Source organism: Streptomyces viridochromogenes, from assembly GCF_001270495.1.
GTDB classification, from domain to species: Bacteria; Actinomycetota; Actinomycetes; order Streptomycetales; family Streptomycetaceae; genus Streptomyces; species Streptomyces viridochromogenes_A.
The window spans coordinates 65,776-90,002 of the sequence record NZ_LGUR01000106.1; the positions used below are offsets into that span (position 1 = coordinate 65,776).

At 70.1% G+C, this 24,227-nt stretch carries 22 protein-coding genes and 2 tRNA genes; 18 read left to right on the forward strand and 6 right to left on the reverse strand.

Features of this window, described 5'->3' with window-relative positions:
• Nucleotides 1–104: 104 nt before the first annotated feature.
• Nucleotides 105–1,046 carry an NAD(+) diphosphatase gene (gene nudC, locus ADK36_RS11135; protein ID WP_048582134.1) on the forward strand — a complete coding sequence of 314 codons (942 nt, stop codon included), beginning with the start codon at nucleotides 105–107 and terminating at the stop codon, nucleotides 1,044–1,046.
• 83 nt (nucleotides 1,047–1,129) lie between these two features.
• On the opposite strand, the gene ADK36_RS11140 is transcribed toward nudC, so the two are convergent.
• Nucleotides 1,130–1,372, reverse strand: a complete 243-nt coding sequence (locus ADK36_RS11140) for a mycoredoxin (RefSeq protein ID WP_030052474.1) — start codon at nucleotides 1,370–1,372, stop codon at nucleotides 1,130–1,132.
• Nucleotides 1,373–1,499: 127 nt separating this feature from the next.
• Between ADK36_RS11140 and ADK36_RS11145 the strand changes: the two genes are divergently transcribed.
• From ADK36_RS11145 to ADK36_RS11160, 5 genes are all read left to right on the forward strand, one after another.
• Entirely contained in the window at nucleotides 1,500–3,758 is a 2,259-nt protein-coding gene (locus ADK36_RS11145) for an ATP-dependent DNA helicase UvrD2 (protein WP_234329736.1), read from the forward strand.
• 165 nt (nucleotides 3,759–3,923) lie between these two features.
• Entirely contained in the window at nucleotides 3,924–4,250 is a 327-nt protein-coding gene (locus ADK36_RS46075; RefSeq protein ID WP_048582132.1) for a hypothetical protein, read from the forward strand.
• A 174-nt stretch (nucleotides 4,251–4,424) separates the two neighbouring features.
• Nucleotides 4,425–4,793, forward strand: a complete 369-nt coding sequence (locus ADK36_RS11150) for a WhiB family transcriptional regulator (RefSeq protein ID WP_048582131.1) — start codon at nucleotides 4,425–4,427, stop codon at nucleotides 4,791–4,793.
• Nucleotides 4,790–5,113 carry a hypothetical protein gene (locus ADK36_RS11155; protein ID WP_048582130.1) on the forward strand — a complete coding sequence of 108 codons (324 nt, stop codon included), beginning with the start codon at nucleotides 4,790–4,792 and terminating at the stop codon, nucleotides 5,111–5,113. The genes ADK36_RS11150 and ADK36_RS11155 overlap by 4 nt, the downstream gene beginning before the upstream one ends.
• 136 nt (nucleotides 5,114–5,249) lie before the next feature.
• Nucleotides 5,250–5,459: a hypothetical protein gene (locus ADK36_RS11160; RefSeq protein ID WP_048582129.1), complete on the forward strand. Its 210-nt coding sequence runs from the start codon at nucleotides 5,250–5,252 to the stop codon at nucleotides 5,457–5,459.
• 7 nt (nucleotides 5,460–5,466) lie between these two features.
• On the opposite strand, the gene ADK36_RS11165 is transcribed toward ADK36_RS11160, so the two are convergent.
• Together ADK36_RS11165 and ADK36_RS11170 are read right to left on the reverse strand one after the other, a co-directional pair.
• Complete coding sequence (locus ADK36_RS11165; protein WP_053197183.1) at nucleotides 5,467–6,837, reverse strand: ABC1 kinase family protein; 1,371 nt, start codon at nucleotides 6,835–6,837, stop codon at nucleotides 5,467–5,469.
• Nucleotides 6,830–7,984 carry a TOMM precursor leader peptide-binding protein gene (locus ADK36_RS11170; protein ID WP_234329737.1) on the reverse strand — a complete coding sequence of 385 codons (1,155 nt, stop codon included), beginning with the start codon at nucleotides 7,982–7,984 and terminating at the stop codon, nucleotides 6,830–6,832. Before ADK36_RS11170 ends, ADK36_RS11165 begins: the two co-directional genes overlap by 8 nt.
• A 371-nt stretch (nucleotides 7,985–8,355) precedes the next feature.
• Here ADK36_RS11170 and ADK36_RS11175 point away from each other — a divergent pair, with 371 nt between their 5' ends.
• From ADK36_RS11175 to ADK36_RS11190, 4 genes are all read left to right on the forward strand, one after another.
• Entirely contained in the window at nucleotides 8,356–8,952 is a 597-nt protein-coding gene (locus ADK36_RS11175) for a M48 family metallopeptidase (RefSeq protein ID WP_048582127.1), read from the forward strand.
• A gap of 195 nt (nucleotides 8,953–9,147) precedes the next feature.
• Nucleotides 9,148–10,914 carry a TerD family protein gene (locus tag ADK36_RS11180; RefSeq protein ID WP_053197185.1) on the forward strand — a complete coding sequence of 589 codons (1,767 nt, stop codon included), beginning with the start codon at nucleotides 9,148–9,150 and terminating at the stop codon, nucleotides 10,912–10,914.
• Between the two features lie 13 nt (nucleotides 10,915–10,927).
• Nucleotides 10,928–11,608, forward strand: coding sequence for an AIM24 family protein (locus ADK36_RS11185; RefSeq protein ID WP_048582125.1), 681 nt, complete (start codon nucleotides 10,928–10,930; stop codon nucleotides 11,606–11,608).
• A 17-nt stretch (nucleotides 11,609–11,625) separates the two neighbouring features.
• A complete protein-coding gene (locus ADK36_RS11190; protein ID WP_048582124.1) occupies nucleotides 11,626–12,381 on the forward strand; it encodes an AIM24 family protein in 756 nt (251 codons plus the stop codon).
• Between the two features lie 76 nt (nucleotides 12,382–12,457).
• Here ADK36_RS11190 and ADK36_RS11195 read toward each other — a convergent pair whose 3' ends face one another.
• Nucleotides 12,458–12,979, reverse strand: coding sequence for an NUDIX hydrolase (locus tag ADK36_RS11195; RefSeq protein WP_053197186.1), 522 nt, complete (start codon nucleotides 12,977–12,979; stop codon nucleotides 12,458–12,460).
• Nucleotides 12,976–14,430 (reverse strand): zinc-dependent metalloprotease, encoded by a 1,455-nt coding sequence (locus ADK36_RS11200; RefSeq protein WP_053197189.1) that lies wholly within the window; start codon nucleotides 14,428–14,430, stop codon nucleotides 12,976–12,978. The genes ADK36_RS11195 and ADK36_RS11200 overlap by 4 nt, the downstream gene beginning before the upstream one ends.
• A 192-nt stretch (nucleotides 14,431–14,622) precedes the next feature.
• Between ADK36_RS11200 and ADK36_RS11205 the strand changes: the two genes are divergently transcribed.
• From ADK36_RS11205 to ADK36_RS11215, 4 genes are all read left to right on the forward strand, one after another.
• The gene (locus ADK36_RS11205; RefSeq protein ID WP_048582121.1) at nucleotides 14,623–15,741 is read left to right on the forward strand and encodes an SDR family oxidoreductase; all 1,119 of its coding nucleotides are present in this window, start codon (nucleotides 14,623–14,625) and stop codon (nucleotides 15,739–15,741) included.
• 164 nt (nucleotides 15,742–15,905) lie between these two features.
• Nucleotides 15,906–16,367, forward strand: coding sequence for a molybdenum cofactor biosynthesis protein MoaE (locus ADK36_RS11210; protein WP_048582120.1), 462 nt, complete (start codon nucleotides 15,906–15,908; stop codon nucleotides 16,365–16,367).
• A gap of 143 nt (nucleotides 16,368–16,510) precedes the next feature.
• Nucleotides 16,511–16,678, forward strand: coding sequence for a hypothetical protein (locus tag ADK36_RS49440; RefSeq protein ID WP_199830149.1), 168 nt, complete (start codon nucleotides 16,511–16,513; stop codon nucleotides 16,676–16,678).
• Nucleotides 16,679–16,777: 99 nt separating this feature from the next.
• The gene (locus ADK36_RS11215) at nucleotides 16,778–17,875 is read left to right on the forward strand and encodes a YlbL family protein (RefSeq protein WP_048582118.1); all 1,098 of its coding nucleotides are present in this window, start codon (nucleotides 16,778–16,780) and stop codon (nucleotides 17,873–17,875) included.
• Between the two features lie 113 nt (nucleotides 17,876–17,988).
• Here the strand turns inward: ADK36_RS11215 and ADK36_RS11220 are convergent, their stop codons facing one another.
• Nucleotides 17,989–18,531, reverse strand: a complete 543-nt coding sequence (locus ADK36_RS11220; RefSeq protein WP_048582117.1) for a PPA1309 family protein — start codon at nucleotides 18,529–18,531, stop codon at nucleotides 17,989–17,991.
• A gap of 164 nt (nucleotides 18,532–18,695) precedes the next feature.
• On the opposite strand from ADK36_RS11220, the gene ADK36_RS11225 reads away from it, so the two are divergent.
• From ADK36_RS11225 to ADK36_RS11240, 4 genes are all read left to right on the forward strand, one after another.
• Nucleotides 18,696–21,656 (forward strand): UPF0182 family protein, encoded by a 2,961-nt coding sequence (locus ADK36_RS11225; RefSeq protein ID WP_078942674.1) that lies wholly within the window; start codon nucleotides 18,696–18,698, stop codon nucleotides 21,654–21,656.
• Nucleotides 21,657–21,713: 57 nt separating this feature from the next.
• A tRNA-Met gene (locus ADK36_RS11230) sits at nucleotides 21,714–21,787 on the forward strand.
• 228 nt (nucleotides 21,788–22,015) lie between these two features.
• Nucleotides 22,016–23,935: a tetratricopeptide repeat protein gene (locus tag ADK36_RS11235; RefSeq protein ID WP_234329738.1), complete on the forward strand. Its 1,920-nt coding sequence runs from the start codon at nucleotides 22,016–22,018 to the stop codon at nucleotides 23,933–23,935.
• A gap of 202 nt (nucleotides 23,936–24,137) precedes the next feature.
• Nucleotides 24,138–24,211: transfer RNA gene (locus ADK36_RS11240), tRNA-Met, on the forward strand.
• The last annotated feature ends 16 nt before the right edge of the window (nucleotides 24,212–24,227 follow it).

The window sequence follows — 24,227 nt, forward strand, 5'->3', positions numbered from 1 at the left end:
GCCCCGCACCACCGAGCCCACCCGCACCCGGTCGCCTCCCTTTGCACGTCCCGTCGATCCGCCTGCCGAAGTACACCGTTCCACTGGGGGAGTTGGAAGCACCTGTGACCACCTCGACCGACCACACCGCCGACCGACCCATCTCTCTCACCGCCCCGAGCGGCATCGACCGCGCAGCCCACCACCGGCTCGACGAGGCATGGCTCGCGGCGGCATGGAGCCACCCCACGACCCGCTGCTTCGTGGTTTCCGGCGGACAGGTCCTCATCGACGAGACGGCGGACGGGCGCACTGAACTCGTCATGATCCCCTCCTTCGAGGCGCCCCTCACCGAGGCGCACCGCTACTTCCTCGGCATCGACGAGGACGGCGTCAGCTACTTCGCCCTCCAGAAGGACGCACTGCCCGGCCGTATCGACCAGTCCGCGCGCCCGGCCGGCCTGCGCGAGGCGGGCCTGCTGCTGTCGCCGCGCGACGCGGGCCTGATGGTGCACGCCGTCGGCCTGGAGAACTGGCAGCGCACCCACCGCTTCTGCTCCCGCTGCGGCGAGCGCACCGTGATCGCAGCGGCCGGTCACATCCGCCGCTGCCCCGCCTGCGGCGCCGAGCACTACCCCCGCACCGACCCCGCGGTGATCATGGCCGTCACCGACGAGGACGACCGCATCCTTCTCGGCCGACAGGTGCACTGGCCCGAGGGTCGCTTCTCGACGCTCGCCGGTTTCGTCGAACCCGGAGAGTCCATCGAGCAGGCGGTGCGTCGAGAGGTCTTCGAGGAGGCCGGTGTCACCGTCGGTCAGGTCGAGTACGTCGCCAGCCAGCCTTGGCCCTTCCCGTCCAGCCTCATGCTGGGCTTCATGGCCTGTGCCACCTCCACCGAGGTCCAGGTCGACGGCGACGAGATCCACGAGGCCCGCTGGTTCTCCCGCGAGGAACTGCGCGCCGCCTTCGACTCCGGCGAGGTCCTGCCGCCCTACGGCATCTCGATCGCGGCCCGCCTGATCGAGCTCTGGTACGGCAAGCCGCTGCCGACGCGCAGCGTCTAGGCGTCAAGGAACAAAGGGAAAGGGTGGCCGTCCCGACTCGGGACGGCCACCCTTTCCCTTTGTTCCTCTTGGCTTGGCGTCGATCACACGCTGATCTTCTGCTTCACCTGAGCCAGCGACGGGTTAGTCAGCGTCGAACCGTCCGCGAAAAGTACGGTCGGGACCGTCTGGTTTCCGCCATTCGCCTTCTCGACGAACGCCGCGGACTCGGGGTCCTGCTCGATGTTGATCTCGGTGTACGCGATGCCCTCGCGCTCCAGCTGCTTCTTCAGTCGCTGGCAGTAGCCGCACCACGTGGTGCTGTACATCGTCACAGTGCCCTGCATGTCTCGCGCGCTCCTTGGGTGGCTCGGGGAACAGGTCGTCCAGAGAGGGAACGTACGCGACCGGAGCCCCATTCCCGCCCGGGGTATCCCCGGCCACGTGACGCCTGCCGCATCAGTACGACTATCGATGCCTGCCTGTGGACAACCGGCACAGCCGTCTCCGGCGACCTGGCAGCATGGCCATGTGACAGCAGCAACGCACTCCACCCTCTTCCCGCAGGTACCGGACTCTGCCGACGCGGTGCTCGAAGGGCTCGACCCCGAGCAGCGCGAGGTGGCCACGGCCCTGCAGGGTCCGGTGTGCGTGCTCGCAGGCGCCGGCACGGGCAAGACCCGGGCGATCACCCACCGCATCGCCTACGGCGTGCGCGCCGGCATCCTCCAGCCCTCCAGCGTGCTCGCCGTCACCTTCACCAACCGCGCCGCCGGAGAGATGCGCGGGCGACTGCGCCAGCTGGGCGCCGCCGGGGTCCAGGCCCGCACCTTCCACTCGGCCGCCCTGCGCCAGCTCCAGTACTTCTGGCCGAAAGCGGTCGGTGGCTCCCTGCCCCGGCTCGTCGACCGCAAGATCCAGCTCGTGGCCGACGCGGCCGCCGCCTGCCGCATCCGCCTCGACCGGAACGAGCTGCGGGACGTCACCGCCGAGATCGAGTGGTCCAAGGTCACCCAGACCGTCCCCGCCGACTATCCGCCCGCCGTCGCCAAGGCGGGCCGCGACGCCCCCCGGGACCCGGCCGAGATCGCCCAGATCTACAACGTCTACGAGGACCTCAAGCGGGACCGCTCGGTCATCGACTTCGAGGACGTCCTGCTGCTCACCGTCGGCATCCTCCAGGACCGCCACGACATCGCCGACCAGGTCCGCTCGCAGTACCAGCACTTCGTGGTCGACGAGTACCAGGACGTCAGCCCGCTGCAGCAGCGCCTGCTGGAGCTGTGGCTCGGCGACCGGGACAACCTGTGCGTGGTCGGCGACGCCAGCCAGACGATCTACTCCTTCACTGGAGCAACCCCTGACCATCTGCTCGACTTCCGCACCCGCCACCCCGGGGCCACCGTCGTCAAGCTGGTCCGCGACTACCGCTCGACGCCCCAGGTCGTGCACCTCGCCAACGGCCTGCTCGCCCAGGCCCGGGGCCGCGCCGCCGACCACCGCCTGGAACTGGTCTCCCAGCGGGACCCGGGTCCCGAACCCGTCTACACCGAGTACACCGACGAGCCCGCCGAGGCCGAAGGCGCCGCCCGCCGTATCCGGGAACTCATGGACTCCGGCGTCCCGGCCGCCGAGATCGCCATCCTGTTCCGTACGAACGCCCAGACCGAGACCTACGAGCAAGCCCTCGCCGACGCGGGCGTCCCCTATCAGCTGCGGGGCGCCGAGCGGTTCTTCGATCGTCCCGAGGTGCGCAAGGCCGGCGTCGCCCTGCGAGGCGCGGCCCGTTTCGGCGGCAACGACTCACTCCTCGACGACGCCGTCGACCTGCCCTCGCAGGTACGAGCGGTGCTGTCGGGGGAGGGCTGGACGACCCAGCCCCCGGCCGGCTCGGGCGCCGTCAGAGAGCGCTGGGAGTCGCTGGCCGCCCTGGTGAACCTCGCCCAGGACTTCGCCGCCGCCAAACCCGGCGCCACCCTCGCCGACCTCGTCGCGGAGCTCGACGAACGGGCGAACGCCCAGCACGCCCCGACCGTCCAGGGCGTCACCCTCGCCTCCCTGCACTCGGCCAAGGGCCTGGAGTGGGACGTCGTCTTCCTGGTCGGGGTGGCCGAGGGCATGATGCCGATCACCTACGCAAAGACCGACGAGCAGATCGAGGAGGAACGCCGTCTGCTCTACGTCGGCGTCACTCGCGCCAGACAGCACCTCCATGTCTCCTGGGCGCTCACCCGTGCGCCGGGCGGGCGCCCGAACCGCCGCCCCAGCCGCTTCCTCGACGGACTGCGCCCCGGCTCGACCAGCACCGCCGGACGCGGCGCAGCCGTCGGTTCCGGAGGCGGAGGCGTCGAGCGCGGCTTCACGAGCAGACCGGATGCAGCCCCGAGACGCGCCCAGCGCACCCCGGCCCGCTGCCGTGTGTGCGGGCGCACCCTCACCGACGCCGGTGAGATGAAGCTGATGCGTTGCGAGGGCTGCCCCTCCGACATGGACGAGGGCCTCTACGAACGGCTCCGCGAATGGCGTGGGGTCCAGGCGCGCCTCAGCGGCCAGCCGGACTTCTGCGTCTTCACGGACAGGACCCTGATGGCGATCGCCGAGGCGGAGCCGATCAGTCCGGTTGAGCTGTCCCGCATCCCGGGCGTCCTCAAGCGGAAGCTCGACCGCTACGGCGCCGATGTGTTGGCCATCTGCGCAGGCCAGGAGGTTGAGGAGGCCGCCGACGGGGAATGACACGAACTCGTCGAAAAAATAGTTTGCGCATGCCCCAGCAATCCCCATAGGTTCTTAGCCACGGGAACGGAGGCCTTCTCGGAGGCCCCAATTCCGTGTTCTACTTGCATACCCGTCGGACTGGTTCACCCCAGTCCCCCGAGACGCCGAGAGGAGGCGAGTCCAGTGATCAGCATCAACACCAGCTCCATCAGCATCGTGAAAATGACCGATCGCTCGGTCGTCGCCTCCCTGTGCATGCTCGGCGCCTCGAACCAGGGCACCGGTCTGTCCGGCATTCGTGCCGTCCGCCCGGCGTCCGCCCTGTCTCTCGCGGGTCTTCCCGTCCGCGAGGGCAATGAGCGACCGACCAAGGCACTGGAAGCGGCAGTAGAGGCGAAGGCGCAGGCCTATGCCTTTACGGCGACCGGTGCCGGATTCCGGAAGCAGACGACGCAGCACCACCAGATGTGGGCCTTCCGTGGGCCAGAACCCTGGAGTGATCCAGCCTGATCGCCGATCAGGCCGGCGCCTTCAGGGCCGCGGAACCCCATCCGGGATCCGCGGCCCTTCTGTTTGTCCCTGAACAGGGATGACGGAGCGAAGGGGCCTCGGGACAAGAAAGACCCGGTACCAGCCGCCACCCGGTCCAACAGGACCGGAACGACCAGACGAGGAAGACGAACCGTGCAACTCGAAGCGCACGCCCCGTCCGTACCGCCCGCAGACGTGATCCCCAAGCCCGGCCTCACGGAGGACGCCACCTTGATCCCCCTCACCGCGCTCACCGCGCTCGACGACGCCATCGAGAACCTCGGCGTGCCCGTCCCCTGCCGTTCCTACGACCCGGAGGTCTTCTTCGCCGAGTCGCCGGCGGACGTCGAGTACGCCAAGTCCCTCTGCCGCACCTGCCCGCTGATGGAGGCATGCCTCGCCGGCGCCAAGGAGCGGCGTGAGCCCTGGGGCGTCTGGGGTGGCGAGCTGTTCGTCCAGGGTGTCGTCGTTGCCCGGAAGCGGCCGCGTGGTCGCCCGCGCAAGAACCCGGTCACGGCATGAACACCGCAGGAACGATCGACCGCCCCCTCACGCACGACCCCCAGAAGCAGGCCCCGATGAAGCCGTCCACCCACGAACTCGCAGGCTCCGCGCCTGAAGACCTCACCACCAGTAGCGCGAACGACTCGCGTCAGAACAGGAACCGAGAGATGCAACTCATCCAAGAAGCCCTGGCACGTGCGCATATGCACGAGCGACAGCATGAGGCCGAGCGGGAACGCCGGGCCTTGCGCCTGGTGACCGCTCGCCGCATGCAGCGCAGGGCGGAGCGCGCCTCGCTGCGCGCCCGCCGTGCGCTCGCCATGGCGGTCATGCAGTAACCGACCACACCGTCAGACGGTGGCTTCCCGACCCGGGAGGCGTTAGCTCCTCGCGGGGGCCGGTCCGTGCGAACGGACCGGCCCCCGCGGTGCGTTGTGCCCGCTGATGAGTGAGGGACGGCGGTATCGTCGCCGAGTGACGAGTCCTTCCGGAGGCAGTGACAACGGCGGCTCCGCCGCGGAGCGTCAGCTCCTCGTGTGCGCCCGCTGCGGCACCCGGGCAGAGGCCCCGCAGCCCACGTGGACCTGCTCCGTGGAGAACGGCGCCCGCCACTACATCTGTGACACCTGCTCCCGCGAGAACCTCAGAGCGATCGAGGGGCGGCTCGACTCGGCCTGGTGGTAGGCCCGGCTCAGGCCTCGGCCGCCGACTCCTCCTCGTCCGTCAGCTCGTCCGGAACGAATCCCGGCAGCCACTCCTCCAGTTCCTCGCGCAGCCGTACCGTCGCGCCCAGTTGGCACAGCACCCCGATAGTGCTCAACGTCACCCGGTGGATCAGGAGGTACGCAGGGGGCAGGTTGAGCTGCTTGCCCAGTTGGTAGGCGGGGGAGCGCGGGTCGGCCACCCGGGCGGCCTGGCTGCGCATCCAACCGCGGGTGAAGGTGAACTCGTCGATCTGGGCCGGTTCGATGATCGGCAGGAGGTAGTCGAGAACGGCGTCGGGGTCCAGGTCGATGGATTCCTTGACGAAGCCCTCGGTGCGGAGAAGGTCGTAGACGGCGTCCGCCTCCCCGTCCAGGGTCATGCGCAGGGACTCGCCGATGGGGGTCGGCAGGCCGCCCGGGAGGCGGTCGACCGTGCCGAAGTCCAGGACACCCAGCCGCCAGTCGTCCTCACCGTCGGGGCCGCCCGGCAGGAGACGGAAATTGCCCGGGTGCGGGTCGGCGTGCAGGAGACCGGTGCGGGCCGGGCCGGAGAAGAGGAAGCGGGCCAGGAGCTGGCCGGCGCGGTTGCGCTGCTCCTGGGTGCCGTCCGAGATCACCTCCGAGAGTGGGATGCCGTCGATCCACTCCGTGACCAGGACCTGATCGCACTGCTGGACCACCGCCGGTACGACGACATCAGGATCGTCGGCGAACTCCTCCGCGTGCGCCTGCTGGGCCTGCGCCTCCAGGGCGTAGTCCAGTTCCTCGGAGACCCGGTCCTTGAGCTCCGCGATCAGTGGCTTGATGTCCATGCCGGGAATCAGTGGACCCAAGAGCCGGGCGAACCTGCTCAGTTGGTTCAGATCGGACAGGAGGGCCTCGCCGGCTCCCGGGTACTGCACCTTGACCGCCACCTCGCGGCCGTCGTGCCAGACTCCCCGGTGTACCTGGCCGATCGAGGCCGCTGCGGCGGGCTTGTCCTCGAACTCCAGGAACAGGTCGTGCCAGTCCTCGCCGAGCCGCTCCGCCAGCACCGTGTGCACGGTGCGCGTCGGCATCGGGGGTGCCGCCTCCTGGAGTTTGGTGAGCGCCGCGCGATAGGGGCCGGCGATCTCCTCGGGCAGGGCCGACTCGAAGACGGACAGGGCCTGGCCGAACTTCATCGCGCCGCCCTTGAGCTCGCCGAGCACCTTGAACAGTTGCTCCGCGGTGCGCTGCTGAAGCTCGCGGCCCACGATCTCCGCGGACTCGCCGACGATCCGCTTGCCCAGTCCCCAGGTCGCCCGCCCGGCGAAGCCGAGCGGAAGCGCGGCGAGCTTGGCGGTACGGGTGACCGCCTTGCGGGGAAGATCAGACATGCGCCCTCCAGGTCCCAGCCAGCCGCTCCGAGTCTGCCTTACGGCGTAACTCCGTCGACGGCCGTTGCTCCGCCATTGTCTCGTGCGAACCCTCGTCCTCGGAGGGGTGTTCTCCCTCACCTTTCTCCGTGGCGCCGCACGGGCATGCGGGGTGCGCCCATACCGGCCGGGCGTGCCAGCTCAGCCCGGGTAGGGACACCTCCCAGCGTGCACCCGCGCTCGACGGAATCCGACCGTCCAGGAAGGCGAGGGCGTGTGCGGCGGTCAGTCCGGCGACTGTGGTGGCCAGCGCGAGATCGCAGGGCGGCACCTGGCGCGCCCTGCCCGAGCCCGAGCGCCACTGCGCGACCAGGCGGGGCCAGGCCGGGTCCCGGTCGGTGCGCCCTTCGTGGAGGCAGCCGGCGCAGCCGGTCTCGCCGGGCAGGACGAGCGGGCCGACCACGCCGGTCCCCTCCACGACGCCGGCGTACAGATGGGGTGTACCGGAAATGATGAGGGGCTCGGCGACGGACGGGGACGGGGCGTGCACGTCGACGTCGTCCCGCGGCGCGATGATCACCAGCGAGTGGCCGGTGCCGTCCAGGCCGGGGGGTGACTGGGAGCCCCGGCGTGGTGGGCGGTCCGGTGCGCAGCGGCGTGCGGCACGTCGCGCGGCCTCGTCCCTGCGGTCGCCGATCGCCTCCGGTGGCAGCCCGCCCGGCGAGACGTCCCACGGCTCGACCCGGCCGACGTCCCGCACGTCGACCTCGCCGACTCCCGCCCCCGACAACAGCGAGGCCACCATCGCACCCACCCGGCCGGCACCCCTCACCTGAACGCGCAGTGAGCGGCGCGCGGCCAGGCGGTCCATCGCCTCGCCCGGCTCGGACGTGACCAGGGACAGCGAGGCCAGATCGGGGCGCAGCCGGTCCAGGACCTCCTTCTTGCGTCGCAGGGCGTTGCCGGCCGGGCCGCCGCCCTTCGCGTCGTCGAGGAGCCCGGCACCGGCCAGTCGCCGCACCAGCCCGTCGACATGGCCGTCCGGCAGGTCCATGCGGTGGCCCTCTTCCCGCAGCAGCTCCAACCCGCGGGTGCCGTTGAGCAGATCGAGAAAGCTGCCCGTCGCCGTGTCCATCGGACCCAGCGTCAGCGCGTGTGCCGGAGTCATCCCGAATTGCACGGTGTTGAGATCCCGCCAGCCGCGCCTGAGAGCGGGCTTCACCAGCGGAGCCGCCGGAGTTGCCGGAACCGCAGGAATCGTCGAGCCTTCCGGAACGTCCTCCGGAACCGTCGAAACGGTCGCATCCGTCGCTTGCATGAACAGGCCCCCGTAGCCATCGTGGAACGTCCCCGTGTGCCGGTGGAGCTCGGTCGTAGCTCCGCCGGTGACTGCCAGCATGCCCCGACCCGGCGCCCGGCGCCGAAAGTTGTCCACAGGCGGTGGATATTCGTCGTACAAATCAAACGCATGGTGGGGGATCGGCATCGAACCGTCCCGGAGTCGGGACTTCCCCCATGTGCAGCGGGTAACGTCGGGGCGTGTCCGCCGACCCACTGCACCGCGCCGGAACGCCACAGCGCCGTACGACGAGCCCTCCGTCGAGCGGCTCGGGGGCGAGCGCGATCGAGGTCCGCCGGAGCGCCCGGCGTCGCCGGACGGTCTCGGCGTACCGCGAGGGCGATCGCACCGTCGTGCTCATCCCCGCCCGGATGTCCGAGGCCGAGGAGCAGCGCTGGGTGAGCGTCATGCTGGACAAGCTGGCGGCCCAGGAGAGCAAGCGGGTCCTCGGTGACGCGGAACTGGCCGAACGTGCCGAGCGGCTGTCGGACCAGTACTTCGACGGCCGAGCCCGGCCCAGCTCGGTCCGCTGGGTCACCAACCAGAACACCCGCTGGGGTTCGTGCACCCCGGCCGAGGGCAGCATCCGTCTTTCGCACCGGTTGCAGGGCATGCCCGAGTACGTCGTCGACTACGTCCTCCTGCACGAGCTCGCGCATCTTCTGGTGCCCGGTCACGGACCGCGCTTCTGGCGGCTGCTGGAGGCGTATCCCCGTACCGAGCGGGCGAAGGGCTATCTCGAAGGTGTGGTCGCCGCCGAGCGGCTGCCCCATCTGCCAGGCGCCCGCGAGGAATGACCGCTCCCCAAAGCGCGCCCGAGGCCGCTCCCTGACAGCCCTCTGAGGCTTCCCGGTGGCTCCCCGGAGGCGTTACTTCCGCTTCGGCCGGACGAGGGTTGTGTACCGGGTCTGTACCGGCTTCGCTCGATGTCAGAGTTTGCCGTTAGCCTGGCGCGACGCACTCACATTCGGGATGGGGGACGGTCGTTACGCATGGCCAGGGAATTCCAACGCGGCCACAAGGCCAGGATCAGTGACCTCACCACGGGCACCGATCTGTACGTAGGTGTACAGATCTCAGCTCCAGGGCTGACCTTCGACATCAGCTGCTTCGGTCTCGACGCCGACGAACGGCTCTCGGACGACCGCTACTTCGTTTTCTTCAACCAGCCGAAGTCCCCCGAGGAGTCCATCCAGCTCCTCGGCGCCCAGGCGGGCGACACGGAGTCCTTCCGGGTCACGCTCGACAAGATCCCCCCGCAGATCCAGAAACTGTCCTTCACGGCGACGATCGACGGCGCCGGACAGATGTCGCAGATCAGCCCCGGATACGTCCGTATCGTGGCGGGCGGCGAGGAGGTGGCCCGGTACGCCTTCAACGGCTCGGAGTTCTCCACCGAACGCGCCGTGATGCTGGGCGACTTCTACCTCAAGGACGTCTGGCGGTTCGCCGCGGTCGGCCAGGGCTTCGACGGCGGTCTCGACGCGCTGCTGAGGAACTTCGGCGGCGAGGTCGCCGACGAGGAGACGCCGGCCGCCCCGCAGCAGGCCCAGCAGCCTCAGGCCGGTGCGGCACCTGGCTTCGCGCCGCCCGCCCAGGCCACCGCGCCGCCCGCGTTCGGTGCCCCGGCCGCAGCGGCACCGGCTCCCGCGCCTGCACCGGCTCCCGCGCCCGCCGCGCAGGGCTTCGCGCCCCCGCAGGGCGCCACCCCGCCGCCTCCGGCTCCGGCGCCCGCCCCTTCGGTGCATGCCCAGCCCACCATCGTCGCGCCCATGACACCGCCCGGTGGCACCCCGCCGCCTCCCGCCCCGGCACCCGCGCCTTACGGCCAGCCCGGACAGCAGGCGCCGTACGGCCAGACTCCCGCTCCGACCGCCCCGCCGCCGCCCGGTTACGGCCAGCCCCCGGCACCGCAGGCGCCGGTCCCGCCGCCCGGTTACGGCGGCCAGCCGACGCCCCCTCCGGGCTACGGTCAGCCGACTCCGCCTCCGGGCTACGGCCAGCAGGCCCCCTACGGGCAGGTTCCGGGCCAGCAGGCGCCGTACGGAGCCCCGCAGGGGGCACCTCAGGGCGCCCCTCAAGGCGCCGCCCCGCAGGGCCCCGGTGTGGCCGCCGCGCTCCAGCAGTTCAAGGAGACGCCCACCGGCCAGCGCTGGACGCAGCAGAACAAGAAGCTGGTCCGGGTCGACCTCGGCATCGGCGGCCATCCCGTGCTCGCCCGGCAGGGCAGCATGGTGCTCTACCAGGGCAAGGTCGACTTCAGCTACAAGGGCGCCGGGTTCGCCGGCCGGGTCGTCGGCAACGCGACCGGCCAGGAGATGCAGCTGATGCGCTGTACCGGCCAGGGCCAGGTGTTCCTCGCCGAGAACTCCACGATGCTCCACCCCATCGAGCTCCAGGGCGACGGCATCTGCGTCTCGGCCGAGAACGTCCTCGCCTTCGACGAGAGCCTCCAGTACGAGGTCCGCCGCATCGAGGGACACGGCATCCCCGGCGGCGCGCTGTTCACGATGCAGTTCACGGGCACCGGCACGATCGTCGTGAAGACGCACGGCACGCCCGTGGTGCTCCCGGTCACGCCCACCACGTTCGCCGACTGCAACGCTGTCGTGGCCTGGTCGGCCGCCTCCCAGGTGGTCGTTTCCAGCCAGGTACGCATGCGCCGCAACGCCTACCCCGGCGACACCGGAGAGAGCGTCAACCTCCAGTTCCGCGGCGCGCCCGGCAACTTCATCGTCGTCCAGCCGTACGAGATCTGAGGGAGAGCCCGTCATGAACCAGCCGCTCGCGGGCTACGCCCCCGCACCCGTCACCGCCCGCATGGAGAACCACGGCAACCACATGCTGAAGGTCGCCATGCAGACCGGGAACGACCTCTTCGCGCGCGTGGGCTCGATGGTCGCCTACGAAGGCTTCGTCCAGTACGAGCCCAACCCGCCGGCCGTGCGCCAGATCGCCAAGGACTGGATGACCGGCGAGGGCGCGCCCCTGATGAAGTGCACCGGCGACGGACTGCTCTACCTCGCCGACTACGGCGCCAACGTCGTCGTCATCAACCTCAACGGCGACGGGATCTCCGTCAACGCCACCAACCTGCTCGCCTTCGACGCCCATCTGACGTGGGGCGTCGAGCGGGTGAAGGGCCTGGCGAAGTTCGCCGGACAGGGCCTGTGGAACACCAAGATCTCCGGGCAGGGCTGGGTCGCGCTGACCTCCCGGGGCAAGCCGATCGTCGTCGACTGCGGCGGTGGCGAGGACGAGACTTACGTCGACCCGGACGCGCTCGTCGCCTGGTCGCCCAACCTCAAGGTCAAGGGCAAGCGCAGCTTCAAGGCGCAGTCGCTCATCGGCCGGGGCAGCGGCGAGGCCTACCAGATGGCCTTCTCCGGCCAGGGCATCGTCGTCGTCCAGCCCAGCGAGGACAGCACCGACCGTCTCCGGGTCCGGGGCTGAGGGGGAGCCAGAACGCCATGCAGAGTCCGCTTTTCGCCTACAACGACCAGCAGACCCAGGACCGCTGGAGCCTGCAGAACAAGCAGATGCTCCGCGTCGTCCTGGAGGGCCACGACGACATCCTCGCCCGCAAGGGCACGATGGTCGCCTACCAGGGCCTGGTCGAGTTCGACGCCGAGTACCAGAGCAACCAGCAGGGACGCGCGCGTGCGCACACCGGCGAGGGCCTCGACCTCATGCGCTGCCACGGGCAGGGCACGGTCTACCTCGCCAACCTCAAGCAGCACGTCCATGTGGTGGAGGTGGAGCAGGACGGGCTGACCGTCGACAGCAGCTATGTGCTGGCGATGGACTCCTCACTGCACCACGACGTCATCGCCGTGGACAGCCTCTACGGCATCTCCGGCTCCGGGAAGTACCAGCTCCACATCACCGGGCGCGGCAAGGTCGCCCTGATGACCTCGGGCATGCCGCTGATGCTCCAGGTGACGCCCGACAAGTACGTCAACTGCGACGCCGACGCGATCGTCGCCTGGTCGACGAGCCTGCGCGTGCAGATGCAGGCCCAGACGCACTCCTCCGGGGTGTGGCGGCGCCGCGGCAACACCGGCGAGGGCTGGGAGCTCAGCTTCATGGGCACCGGTTACGCGATCGTGCAGCCCAGCGAGCTGCTGCCGCCGCAGAACGCCCAGGTCGGGTCCGGCCTCTCTGCCCAGTACGGCATGGGGCAGCAGGGGGCCCGGGGGCAGAACCAGGGCAACGTCTGGAGCTGACCGTCCGGAAAACAGACGTAAGGGGCGACCGCCATGGCAGTCGCCCCTTACGCATGCCCGAAGCATGCAACGAAGGTCACAGCCGCGCCCGCGTCGCTTCCAGCAGGCGTACGACCGACTCGTCGGCCACCTCCGCCACCTCGTCGTAGGCGAACCAGCGCAGGTCCAGCGACTCCTCGCTGATCGCGTGCTCGGCGTCCGGTGGTGCCAGGACCGCGTACTGCACGTCGAAGTGCCAGTGGCAGGGTGCCGGGATCGGATGCCGGTCGAGCCGCACCGGGCCGCCCGGCAGCAGCGACAGACCGGTGACCCCGGACTCCTCCGTGGCTTCGCGCAGGGCCGCGGCCGCCAGGGACTGATCCTGCGGCTCGCAGTGGCCGCCCATCTGCAGCCACAGGCGCAGCTTCTTGTGGAGGGTCAGCAGCACGCGCCCGCGCGACGGGTCGATCACCAAGCCGCTCGCGGTGATGTGGCCGGCCTCGCAGGACTTCCACATGCCGTCCGGATGAGCGGCGAGATGATCCAGGTATGCCTGGCGCAACTCGTCCTGGTCCTCGTACCCCTTGAGTACGAGGACCGTGTCGTCGTACAGGCTCATTCGGCGCCGTCGCCCTTGTCGTCGTCCTTGTCGCCCTTGTCGTCCTTCTTCAGGTCCGGCTTCCCGGTGGAGCCGCCCGCCGCCTCGCCGAGCATCTTGTCCAGTTCGGAGAAGTCGATCTGCTCGCGGTGCACGAAGCCGTCCGGGTCGTCGAGGTCGGACGCCGTCGGCAGCATGTCCGGGTGGTGCCACAGGGCGTCGCGGCCGTCGACGCCGCGCGCGTCCGTGAGCGAGGCCCACAGCCGGGAGGCGTCACGCAGGCGACGCGGGCGCAGCTCCAGGCCGATCAGCGTGGCGAACGTCTGCTCCGCCGGGCCGCCCGAGGCGCGGCGGCGGCGCAGCGTCTCGCGCAGCGCGTCCGCGGACGACAGACGCGGCTTGGCGGCAGCGTGCACCACTGCGTCCACCCAGCCCTCGACGAGCGCCAGAGCCGTCTCCAGACGGGCCAGTGCCGCCTTCTGCTCCGGCGTGTCCTCCGGCTGGAACATGCCCTGCTGGAGGGCGTCCTGCAGCTGCTCCGGATTCTGCGGGTCGAACTGGCCGACCACGTCCTCCAGCTTGGCCGTGTCGACCTTGATCCCGCGCGCGTAGCCGTCGACCGCGCCGAACAGGTGCGAACGCAGCCACGGCACGTGCGCGAACAAGCGCTGGTGGGCCGCCTCACGCAGAGCGAGATACAGCCGCACCTCCTCCTTCGGCACGCCCAGGTCCTTGCCGAATGTCTCGATGTTGATCGGCAGCAGCGCGGCCTTGCCGACCGGCCCGAGCGGCAGGCCGATGTCGGTGGAACCGACGACCTCGCCCGCGAGTACGCCGACGGCCTGCCCGATCTGCGTGCCGAACATGGCGCCGCCCATCGAGCGCATCATGCCGATCAGCGGGCCGGCCATGGCCTGCATCTCCTCCGGCAGGACGTCGCCCATCGCGGTGCCGACACGCTCGGCGACCGGGTCGACGAGCTCCTGCCACGCAGGCAGGGTCGCCTCGACCCACTCCGCGCGGGACCACGCCACCGCGGAGCCCGCGCCGGACGGCAGGGACGTCGCGTCGTCGAGCCACAGGTCGGCCAGGCGTACGGCCTCCTGGACGGCAGTGCGCTCCGCAGGGCCGACGCTCGCGTCCTTGGTGCCGTCCGCGGTGCCCTGGGAGACCGTCTGGCGGGCGATCTGCTTGGCCATGTCCCAGTTCACCGGGCCGCCCTCGTAGGAGAGCATCTGCCCCAGCTGCTGGAACGCGGCACCCAGGTCGGTGGGGTTCAGCGAACCGAACATGGCAGCGAACGGATTGTCCGCGCCGGGGCCGCCCAAGCCCCCGGCACCGGGCAGCCCGCCGAAACCGAACGGGTTGGCCGGCCCCTGACCACCACCGCTCTGCTGGTCCTTCTTCTTGCCCTCGTCGCCGTCGTCCGGCTCCTCCGGCGGAAGGCCGAATCCGAATGGGGTGTCACTCACGGGATTCCTCGGCTGGTAAGGCCACCGGTTGGCACCGGCGGCGCGGCTGCCCAATAACACCACCCAGCGTAGACACCGCGAGCCGATCGGGCCTCGGTGCTTCGCCGACTCTTGGCCTGCGGCAGGATGGATGCCACCTGGTACGTACGCGTCACTCGCGCTCGTACTGAAGACAACCGCTGGAGACGCCCGGTGAGTTCCCCTGATCCGCAGGTTCGCGCAGCGCGAAACCAGTCAACCCCTCCCGCGCGCGGCGTGCGCGGTCCCGTCGTCGCGGTGACCGGTGCCGCGTCCGGTATCGGTGCGCTGCTCACCGAGCGGCTGGTCGCGTCCGACGAGGTCAAGCAGGTCATCGCCATCGACGAGCGGCGAGGTGAGTGCGCGGCGGCGCAGTGGCACATCCTGGATGTGCGGGATCCCGCCATCGCGGACAAGCTGCGGGGCGCCGACGTGGTCGTCCACCTGGCGCTCGACCTGGATCTGGAGACGGATCCCGCCGCTCGGACGGCATACAACGTTCGGGGGACGCAGACCGTGCTGACGGCCGCGGCGGCGGCCGGGGTCCACCGGGTCGTGCTGTGCACGTCCGCGATGGTCTACGGGGCGCTGCCGGACAATGAGCTGCCGCTCTCCGAGGACGCCGAGCTGCGGGCCACGGCGGAGGCCACCGGGGTCGGGGACCTGCTGGAGATCGAGCGTCTCGCGCGCAGGGCGCCGCGGGCCCACCCGGGACTTAATGTCACCGTGGTCCGGCCCGCAGTGCTCGTGGGCGGCACTGACACCGCGCTGACCAGGTACTTCGAGTCGCCTCGGCTGCTTGTCGTCGCCGGGTCGCGGCCGGCCTGGCAGTTCTGCCATGTCGAGGACCTGTGCAGTGCCCTGGAGTACGCCGTCCTGGAGAAGGTCGACGGGGAACTCGCCGTCGGATGCGACGGGTGGCTGGAGCAGGAGGAGGTCGAGGAGCTCAGCGGGATCCGGCGCATGGAGCTGCCGTCGGCGGTCGCGCTGGGCGCGGCGGCCCGGCTGCACCGGATCGGACTGACGCCCTCCCCGGCCGGGGACCTGGCCTACACGATGTACCCCTGGGTCGTGAGCGGAAGTCGGCTCCACGACGCGGGGTGGCGTCCGCAGTGGACCAACGAGGAAGTGCTCGCGGAGCTGCTGGAGGAGGTCTCCGGAAGGCACACGGTCGCCGGTCGGCGGCTCGGACGCAAGGACGCGACGGCGGCCGGCGCCGCGGGGGCGACGGTGGCCCTCCTGGGTGCGGCGGCCGTGGTGCGACGGGCACGGAAGGCACGGCGGCGGATCTGAGCGGCCGGGGGCGCGCCACGGCGGGGAGGCCACTGCAGGCAGGAGACATCCCGCATGACGGCAGGCAGGAGTCTCCCGCATGTAGGAGGCTCCAAAGCCGCACGCGCGGGTGCCGGGCGATAGCGCTATTCCCCGTTCGAGCGCGCGTGGGGCACGATGGGCCTATGGCACCTACCAACGATCACCCTGGTGAGCAGGGCGCTCAGGACCCCGTAAAGCTCCTCGGCATCCGCGAGACGGCCCTCTCCGTGGACGAGGTCTTCCGGGCCGTCGGGGACGACGCCTCCGGGGGGACCGCGCTGTTCGTGGGGACCGTGCGGAACCACGACGGGGGTGTCGATGTCGACGAGCTCGGGTACTCCTGCCACCCCAGTGCCGAGGCCGAGATGCGGCGGGTCGCCGAGAAGGTCGTCGCCGAGTACCCGGTGCGGGCGCTCGCGGCCGTGCACCGTGTCGGGGACCTCAAGGTCGGGGATCTCGCCGTCGTCGTAGCCGTCTCCTGCCCCCATCGTGGTGAGGCCTTCGAGGCGTGCCGGAAGCTGATCGACGACCTCAAGCACGAGGTGCCCATCTGGAAGCACCAGAAGTTCTCCGACGGCACCGAGGAATGGGTGGGCGCCTGCTGAGGGTTCGCCCGAACAGGTCCGCGAGAACCCGTCCACCCCACTCCGGTTGCGTAACCGCACCCCTGGCGTGAGCGTTGTCAGTGCCAGCGGTTAATCTGCTGATCAGTCAGTTTGCGGTCGCTCACTGGGGATGGGAGGACGGCATGGCGGCGCTCGCCTGGTTGTTGATTCCGCTCGTGGCTGCGGTCTGTGCCGGTCTGTGGGGCAGCTGGGCCAACCGCACCCGCAAGGCAAGGGGCGACGGGCCGGAGCTCGACGGGTATGCCCGGTTCCGTGAGGCCATGGAGAGGAAGTCCTCCTCCCACACGTGACCATGGGCTGCCCTGAGGGACATGGCCGGCCCGTCCTGACGGGGCACGGTCAGACGGCCCTGACGGGGCACTGACAGGAGTGTCACGTACTGTCGTGGCATGCCACGCCGCACCGCGACGATGCTCGCCTCCACCCTGATGCTGATCGCGCTCCTGTGCGCGGGAGTCTTCATCCCCGTGCCGTATGCGGAGATGTCCCCGGGGCCGACGGTGAACACGCTCGGCGATCACGACGGCGAGCCGGTGCTGCAGATCTCCGGGCGCAAGACCTACCCCGCGTCCGGGCACCTCAACATGACGACCGTCCGGGTCACCAGCGCCGACTACAAGATGAACCTGGTGGAGGCCGTCTACGGGTGGCTCGCGCACGACAACAAGGTCGTGCCGCACGACACCCTCTACCCGGACGGCAAGACCGAGGAGCAGTCCACCCAGGAGAACGCCGAGGAGTTCAGCCAGTCCCAGGAGAGCGCCAAGGTCGCCGCCCTGAAGGCCTTGGACATCCCGGTGCAGAGCTGGGTGATCGTCTCGACCGTCGTCAAGGGAACCCCGGCCGAGGGCAAGCTGCACGCCGGTGACGTCATCAAGACGGTCGACGGCACGACGGTGAAGGAGCCCGCCGACGTCGCGAAGCTGGTGACCAAGCACAAGCCCGGCCAGGACGTCGTCTTCACCATTGTGCCGGCCAAGGAGCAGGCCGCCGCTGAGAAGGAGCGCAGGACTCCGACGAAGACCGAGAAGGTCACGATCAGGACCGCCGAGTCCGACGACAGCGGCAAGAAGCGCGCCATCGTGGGGATCTCCGCGGGAACCGACCACACCTTCCCGTTCACCATCGACATCAAGCTCGCCGACGTCGGCGGTCCCAGCGCCGGCCTCATGTTCGCGCTCGGCCTCTACGACAAGCTCACTCCGGGCAACCTCACCGGCGGCAAGTTCGTCGCCGGCACCGGCACCATCGACGACACGGGCAAGGTCGGACCCATCGGCGGCATCGAGATGAAGACCGTCGGCGCGCGCGAGAAGGGGGCGCAGTACTTCCTCACACCCGCCGACAACTGCGCCTCCGCCGCCAGGGACGTCCCCGACGGCCTCACCCTCGTCAAGGTCGGCACCATCGACGACGCCCTCGGCGCCCTGAAGGACATCCGCTCCGGCGACACCGCCGACCTGCCGAAGTGCACGACCAAGAGCTGAGCCGACGGGCCTGGAGCAGAGGGAACAGGCATCGAGCGCACGGCAGTGGGGGCGCCCTTCACCTCATGGGCGCCCCCACTGCCGTACGAGAGCCGGTGCCGTACCGGAAGGTCTCAGTCCTCGAACGTCGCCGCCAGCGCCTCCGCCAGACCCGGGATCAGGTCCGGGCCGGTGAGGACCTCCGTCGGGGTGTCCTTCTCGCGTAGCCGCAGGGCCGATTCGCGGGCGCCGTCGCGCAGGACCGCGACCGTCATGCGGACCTCCTGACGGTCGGGGTGTTCCGCCACCCACTTCGCGAGCTTGGCATCGCTGAGCCCCTCCGGGACCTGGGCCTCGGCGGACGGGGGCAGCATCAGCCGCTCGACGGTGAGGGCGCAGCCGACCACCGCGTCGGGCCAGGCGATGGTGCCGAGGAACTCGTCGAGCGCCTTGCCCGTTTCAATTTCGTCCTGCTCGATCGGGGTCAGGCCGGAGGACTCCTGCTCGTCCCCCAGGCCGAGCTGGGCGGCGAGGCCGGGTTCCTGGGCCCGCAGCCGTGCGGTGTCTACGAGGGCGAAAAGGCGGGCGGGCTGGTCCCAGCCGAGGCCGGAGGCGTACTCGTCGATCTCGAGAACGGCCCGGGTGAGCGGGCTCGCCGCCATGGGAGTGTTGGACATGGTCACAATCCTGCCTCGTTCCTGGGCGGAATCGGGAACTGAGTAAACGGTGAGTAAGTTGCATAGGTGTGGGCCCGCGATCACGGGGGGCCACGAGGGGTCCACGAAGACGCGGGCCTGACGGATCAACAGCGAACCTCGGGGTGCGAACCTTGGCTTTCCAGATGCCGGACCGCGGCGGAGGCCCGACCGGGCCACGGATCAGAGTGGGCCGACCGTCCCGGCGTGTCCGGACGCTGCTCATGACACTGGGCGTCCTCGCCGTCCTCGGCATGGCGTTCACCATGTTCGCGGGCTTCTGGACGGACTGGCTCTGGTACCGGTCGGTGAACTACTCGTCGGTGTTCACGACCACGCTGTGGACGAAGATCGGACTCTTCTTCGTCTTCGGTCTGCTGATGGCCCTCGCGGTCGGCTTCAACATCTGGCTGGCGCACCGGCTGCGCCCGCCGCTGAGCGCCATGTCGATGGAGCAGCAGAGCCTCGACCGCTACCGCATGGGCATCGCGCCGTACAAGAAGTGGCTGCTGCTCGCGATCACCGCCCTGGTCGGCCTGATCGCCGGCGCCTCCGCCTCCAGCCAGTGGCGGACGTGGCTGATGTGGGTCAACGGCGTGCCGTTCGGCGAGAAGGACCCGCAGTTCCACCTCGACGTCGGCTTCTACGCCTTCGACCTGCCCTGGTACCGCTTCCTGCTCGGCTTCGGCTTCGCCGCCGCGATCCTCTCCGTGATCGCAGCCGCGCTCACCCACTACCTGTACGGCGGGCTGCGCATCACCAGCCCGGGTGCGCGCGCCACGGCCGCGGCCACCGGCCATCTGTCGGTCCTCATCGGCATCTTCGTCGCCCTGAAGGCGGTCGCCTACTGGCTCGACCGGTACGGGCTCGCGGTGAAGTCCAGCGACTTCAAGGCGACCGACAACTGGACGGGCCTCAGGTACGTCGACGCCAACGCCTATCTGCCGGCCAAGACGATCCTGTTCTGCATCGCCGTCATCTGCGCGCTGCTGTTCTTCGCCACCCTGTGGCGGCGCACCTGGCAGCTGCCCGTCATCGGCTTCGGCCTGATGGTGCTCTCGGCGATCCTCATCGGCGGCCTGTACCCCGCGATCGTCCAGAAGTTCCAGGTCCAGCCCAACGAGCAGGCCAAGGAAGCGCCGTACGTCGACAAGAACCTCAAGGCGACGCGCGAGGCCTACGGCATCGACGGCACCAAGGTCACCGAGTACCCGGGCACGAGCAAGACCGAGGACAAGACCCAGCTGCGTGACGACGTGGACTCCACGGCGAGCATCCGGATCCTGGACCCGAACATCGTCTCGCCGACGTTCCAGCAGCTCCAGCAGATCAGGAACTACTACGCGTTCCCGACCAACCTGGACGTCGACCGGTACGCCAAGGACGGCAAGGACCAGGACACCGTCATCGGTCTGCGTGAGATCAACCTCAACGGCATTCCGAAGCGGAACTGGATCAATGACCACTTCCGTTACACCCACGGCTACGGCGTGGTCGCCGCCGAGGGCACCAACGCCGACTCCCAGGGCCGACCGGACTTCACCGAGTCCGACCTGCCGTCAAAGGGCGACCTCGGGACGTACGAGCAGCGGGTCTACTACGGCGAGAAGACCACCATGTACTCGATCGTCGGCGGTCCCCAGAAGGAGATCGACTACTCCGACGACAGTGGTGAGAAGACCTACAGCTACAAGGCCGACAGCGGGGTCAGTCTCTCCAACCCGGTGAACCGGGCCGCGTACGCGGTGGCGTTCGGCGAGCCGCAGATCCTGTACTCCGGTGCGATCGGCGACGGCTCGCGCATTCTGTACAACCGCACGCCCAAGGAGCGCGTCGAGGCGGTCGCCCCGTGGCTGACCATCGACGGTGACGCCTACCCGGCGGTCGTGGACGGCCGTATCCAGTGGATCGTCGACGCGTACACGACGACGAACGGCTACCCGTACTCCTCCCGCACGACCCTCGGTGACACGACGGCGGACTCGCTGACCGCTACGAACGACCAGCGGGCGGTCGTGGCCCAGCAGAACCAGGTCAACTACATCCGCAACTCGGTGAAGGCGACCGTCGACGCGTACACCGGCGACGTCAAGCTCTACCAGTGGGACACCAAGGACCCGGTCCTGAAGACCTGGATGAAGGCGTTCCCGGGCACGGTGGAGTCGAAGGGCGAGATCTCGAAGTCGCTGATGGCCCATCTGCGCTACCCGCAGGACCTGTTCAAGGTCCAGCGCGAGCTGCTCACCCGCTACCACGTGAAGGACGCGACGACGTTCCTCAGCGGCAGCGAGGTCTGGCAGGTTCCGGACGACCCGACCAACAAGTCGGGCAGCGCGGTGCCGCCGTACTACCTGAGCATGAAGATGCCGGACCAGGCGGCGCAGGCGTTCTCGCTGACGACGACGTTCACGCCGAACGGCCGGGACAACCTCAGCGCCTTCATGGCCGTCGACGCCGAGGCGGGCACCAGCGACTACGGCAAGATCAGAGTTCTGAAACTGCCGACCAACACCACGGTCAACGGGCCCAGTCAGGTTCAGAGCCAGTTCAACTCCGAACAGAACATCGCCGAGACCATCAGGCTGCTGAGAGGCGGCGACTCGGAGGTCGAGTACGGCAACCTGCTGGCGGTCCCGCTGGACGGCGGACTGCTCTATGTGGAGCCGGTCTACGTGCGCGGTGGCGGACTCAAGTACCCGCTGCTGCGGAAGGTGCTGGTCTCCTACGGAGGCACCACCGCCTTCGAGGACACGCTCGGCGAGGCCCTCAACAAGGTCTTCGGAGCGGAGGGCCCGACCACCGAGCCACCGGACGAGGGCGATGAGGACGGCGGCGGTACGACGCCTCCGCCGACGTCCAGCAACCCGAATGTCCAAGAGGCGCTCAACGACGCCCAGAAGGCCTTCGAAGCCGGCCAGGAAGCCCTGAAGAAGGGCGACTGGGAGGCGTACGGCCGGGCGCAGGAGGACCTCGAGGACGCGCTGAAGCGGGCCGAGGACGCGCAGGCTCAGGCGGACAAGACCGGCGGCGACGGCGGCGGCAACAGTGGCGGCGGCGCGAGCCCGAGTTCGAGTCCGAGCCCGTCCGGCAGCCCCACCAGCGGTTAGGGACGCCGGTTGATCGAATAGTCCACCCCGCGCCGTGATACGGTTGCCGAGCAACGGCGCGGGGTGGAGCAGCTCGGTAGCTCGCTGGGCTCATAACCCAGAGGTCGCAGGTTCAAATCCTGTCCCCGCTACTGAAGTCGGCGAACATTTCGTACGACAGCGAAGGCCCGGATCCTCCAGAGGATCCGGGCCTTTGTGGTGTGCGAACGCATGTGCCGGGGAGCAGGACAGTCGTGCCGCCGTGGGGAGTTGGGAGAACTGTGTTTGACTTGTCTCTCTGTGGGCATGTCGACAAAACGCTGAAGTGACCTCACTGGCTGCGGTATACCAGGTGTACCCAGGTTGCAGGTGGTGCGACGATGGACGTTATGGGGGACAAGGCAACTCTGTTGGAGACAGGGCGGTTTGTGCAGCCTGCCGACTTTGTGCAGCCGACGGGCGATTTGGCGCGGCCGACGGACGGTGCCTCGCAACCGGTGGGTGAGCTCGTGCAGCCGGAGGGCGACCTCGCCCTCGACCGGCCCACGGACCCGGACGAGACCGGCGAGGTCGCCGAGGAGGCGCGGCAGCTCCTCGCCGCCGAGGCCGGTGACGTCGAGGCCATGAGCGTCCTCGGCGCCATGCTGCTGCGCCGCGGTGATCTCGACGGTGCCGAGTCCCACCTGCGGGCCGCCACCGCCGCGGGGGACCGCGCCGCGGCCAACAACCTGGGAGTCCTTCTCCACCAGCGCGGATACGCCGACGAGGCCGCCGGATGGTGGCGGATCGCCGCCGTCGCGGGGTCGGCCGCGGCCGCGCACGCGCTGGGCCGCCATCACCGCGAGCGCGGCGACGAGCCGGCCGCCGAGTACTGGCTGCGGCAGTCCGCCGAGCAGGGACACGCGCTGGGCGCGTACGCGCTCGCCGATCTGCTGGAGCACCGCAGCGACGACGGGGCCGAGCGGTGGATGCGGGCCGCGGCCGAGCGTGGGCACCGGGAGGCGGCGTACCGGCTGGCACGTGCGCTCGACCGGCAGGCGGTGCGGACGGGCGAGGACGGATCCGACAACGGTGTCGCCCCGGACGAGGCGCTGCTGGAGGAGGCCGAGCAGTGGTACCGGCAGGCCGCCGCGCGCGGGCACCGCAGGGCCGCGTTGCACCTCGGGGCGATCCTGGAGAAGCGCGGGGAGCTCAAGGAGGCGGGGCGCTGGTACCTCACGTCCGCCAAGGACGGGGAGGCGCGGGCCGCCTGTGCGCTCGGGTTCCTGCTGCGGGACGCCGGGGACACCGAGAGTGCCGCTGTGTGGTGGCTGCGGGCCGCGCAGGACGGTGACGGCAACGCGGCGAACGCGCTGGGCGCGCTGCACGCCGAGCGTGGTCAGACACAGACCGCCGAGCGGTGGTACCGGGCCGCGATGGACGCAGGCGATGTGAACGGCGCGTACAACCTCGGGCTGCTCTGCGCCGAGCAGGGCCGCACCGCACAGGCCGAGCAGTGGTACCGGCGGGCGGCATACGCCGGGCACCGCGAGGCGGCGAACGCGCTGGCGATCCTGCTGCTTCAGGGCGGGGACACGGCGGGTGCCGAGCCGTGGTTCTCCAAGGCCGCCGAGGCCGGGAGCGTGGACGCCGCGTTCAACCTGGGGATCCTGCACGCAGGCCGGGGCGAGGAGCGGGCCGCGCTGCGCTGGTACGAGCGGGCTGCCGCCGCCGGGCACACGGAGGCGGCGCTGCAGGTCGGGATCGCGCGGCTGCGGGACGGGGACGAGCACGCCGCGGAGCGGCATCTGCGGCGCGCGGCCGGGGCCGGCAGCGGGGAGGCCGCGTATCGGCTGGCGACCGTGCTGGACGCTCGTCGGCCGCCGGAGCCCGCGCATGAGCTCGGGGAGACGGTGCACGAGAAGACCGAGTGCGAGGAGTGGTACGAGCGGGCGGCGTCCCAGGGGCACCGGCGGGCGCAGGTGCGGGTGGGGATGCTGGCCGCGGCCCGGGGTGACGTGGTGGAGGCGGCTCGGTGGTACCGGGAGGCCGCGGAGGCGGGGTCGCGGAACGGTGCCTTCAATCTGGGGCTGCTGCTGGCCCGGGAGGGGAGTGAGCCGGAGGCCGCGGTGTGGTGGACGCGGGCGGCTGACGCCGGTCACGGGCGGTCGGCGTTGCGGCTCGCCCTGGTCTACGCGCGTCGCGGTGAGCTGGCGGAGGGGCAGCGGTGGGCCGACCGGGCGGTGGCGCTGGGGCCGGCGGAGGTCGCGCGGCGGGCGGCGAGGTTGCGGGACGCACTGCGGGAGGAACTCTCGGCGTGACGTTGCGCTGCGCTGGGCGGGGCGGTGTTGTCGCGGTGGGATGAGTTCGGCGGTGCCCGCCCGCCGCGGTCGCCGCCGCGGGGCTCGCCCCCGCCGCCCCTACTCGTCCCATTCCTCGAAGGGGCTGCGCGCCTTCGATCCTGGCCAGGCTGGAAGCGATTTGCCTCTGTCCGCATGGTTGACGTAGTGTTCCATTCATCGACGCGGGGTGGAGCAGCTCGGTAGCTCGCTGGGCTCATAACCCAGAGGTCGCAGGTTCAAATCCTGTCCCCGCTACTGAAGGCCTGGGGCC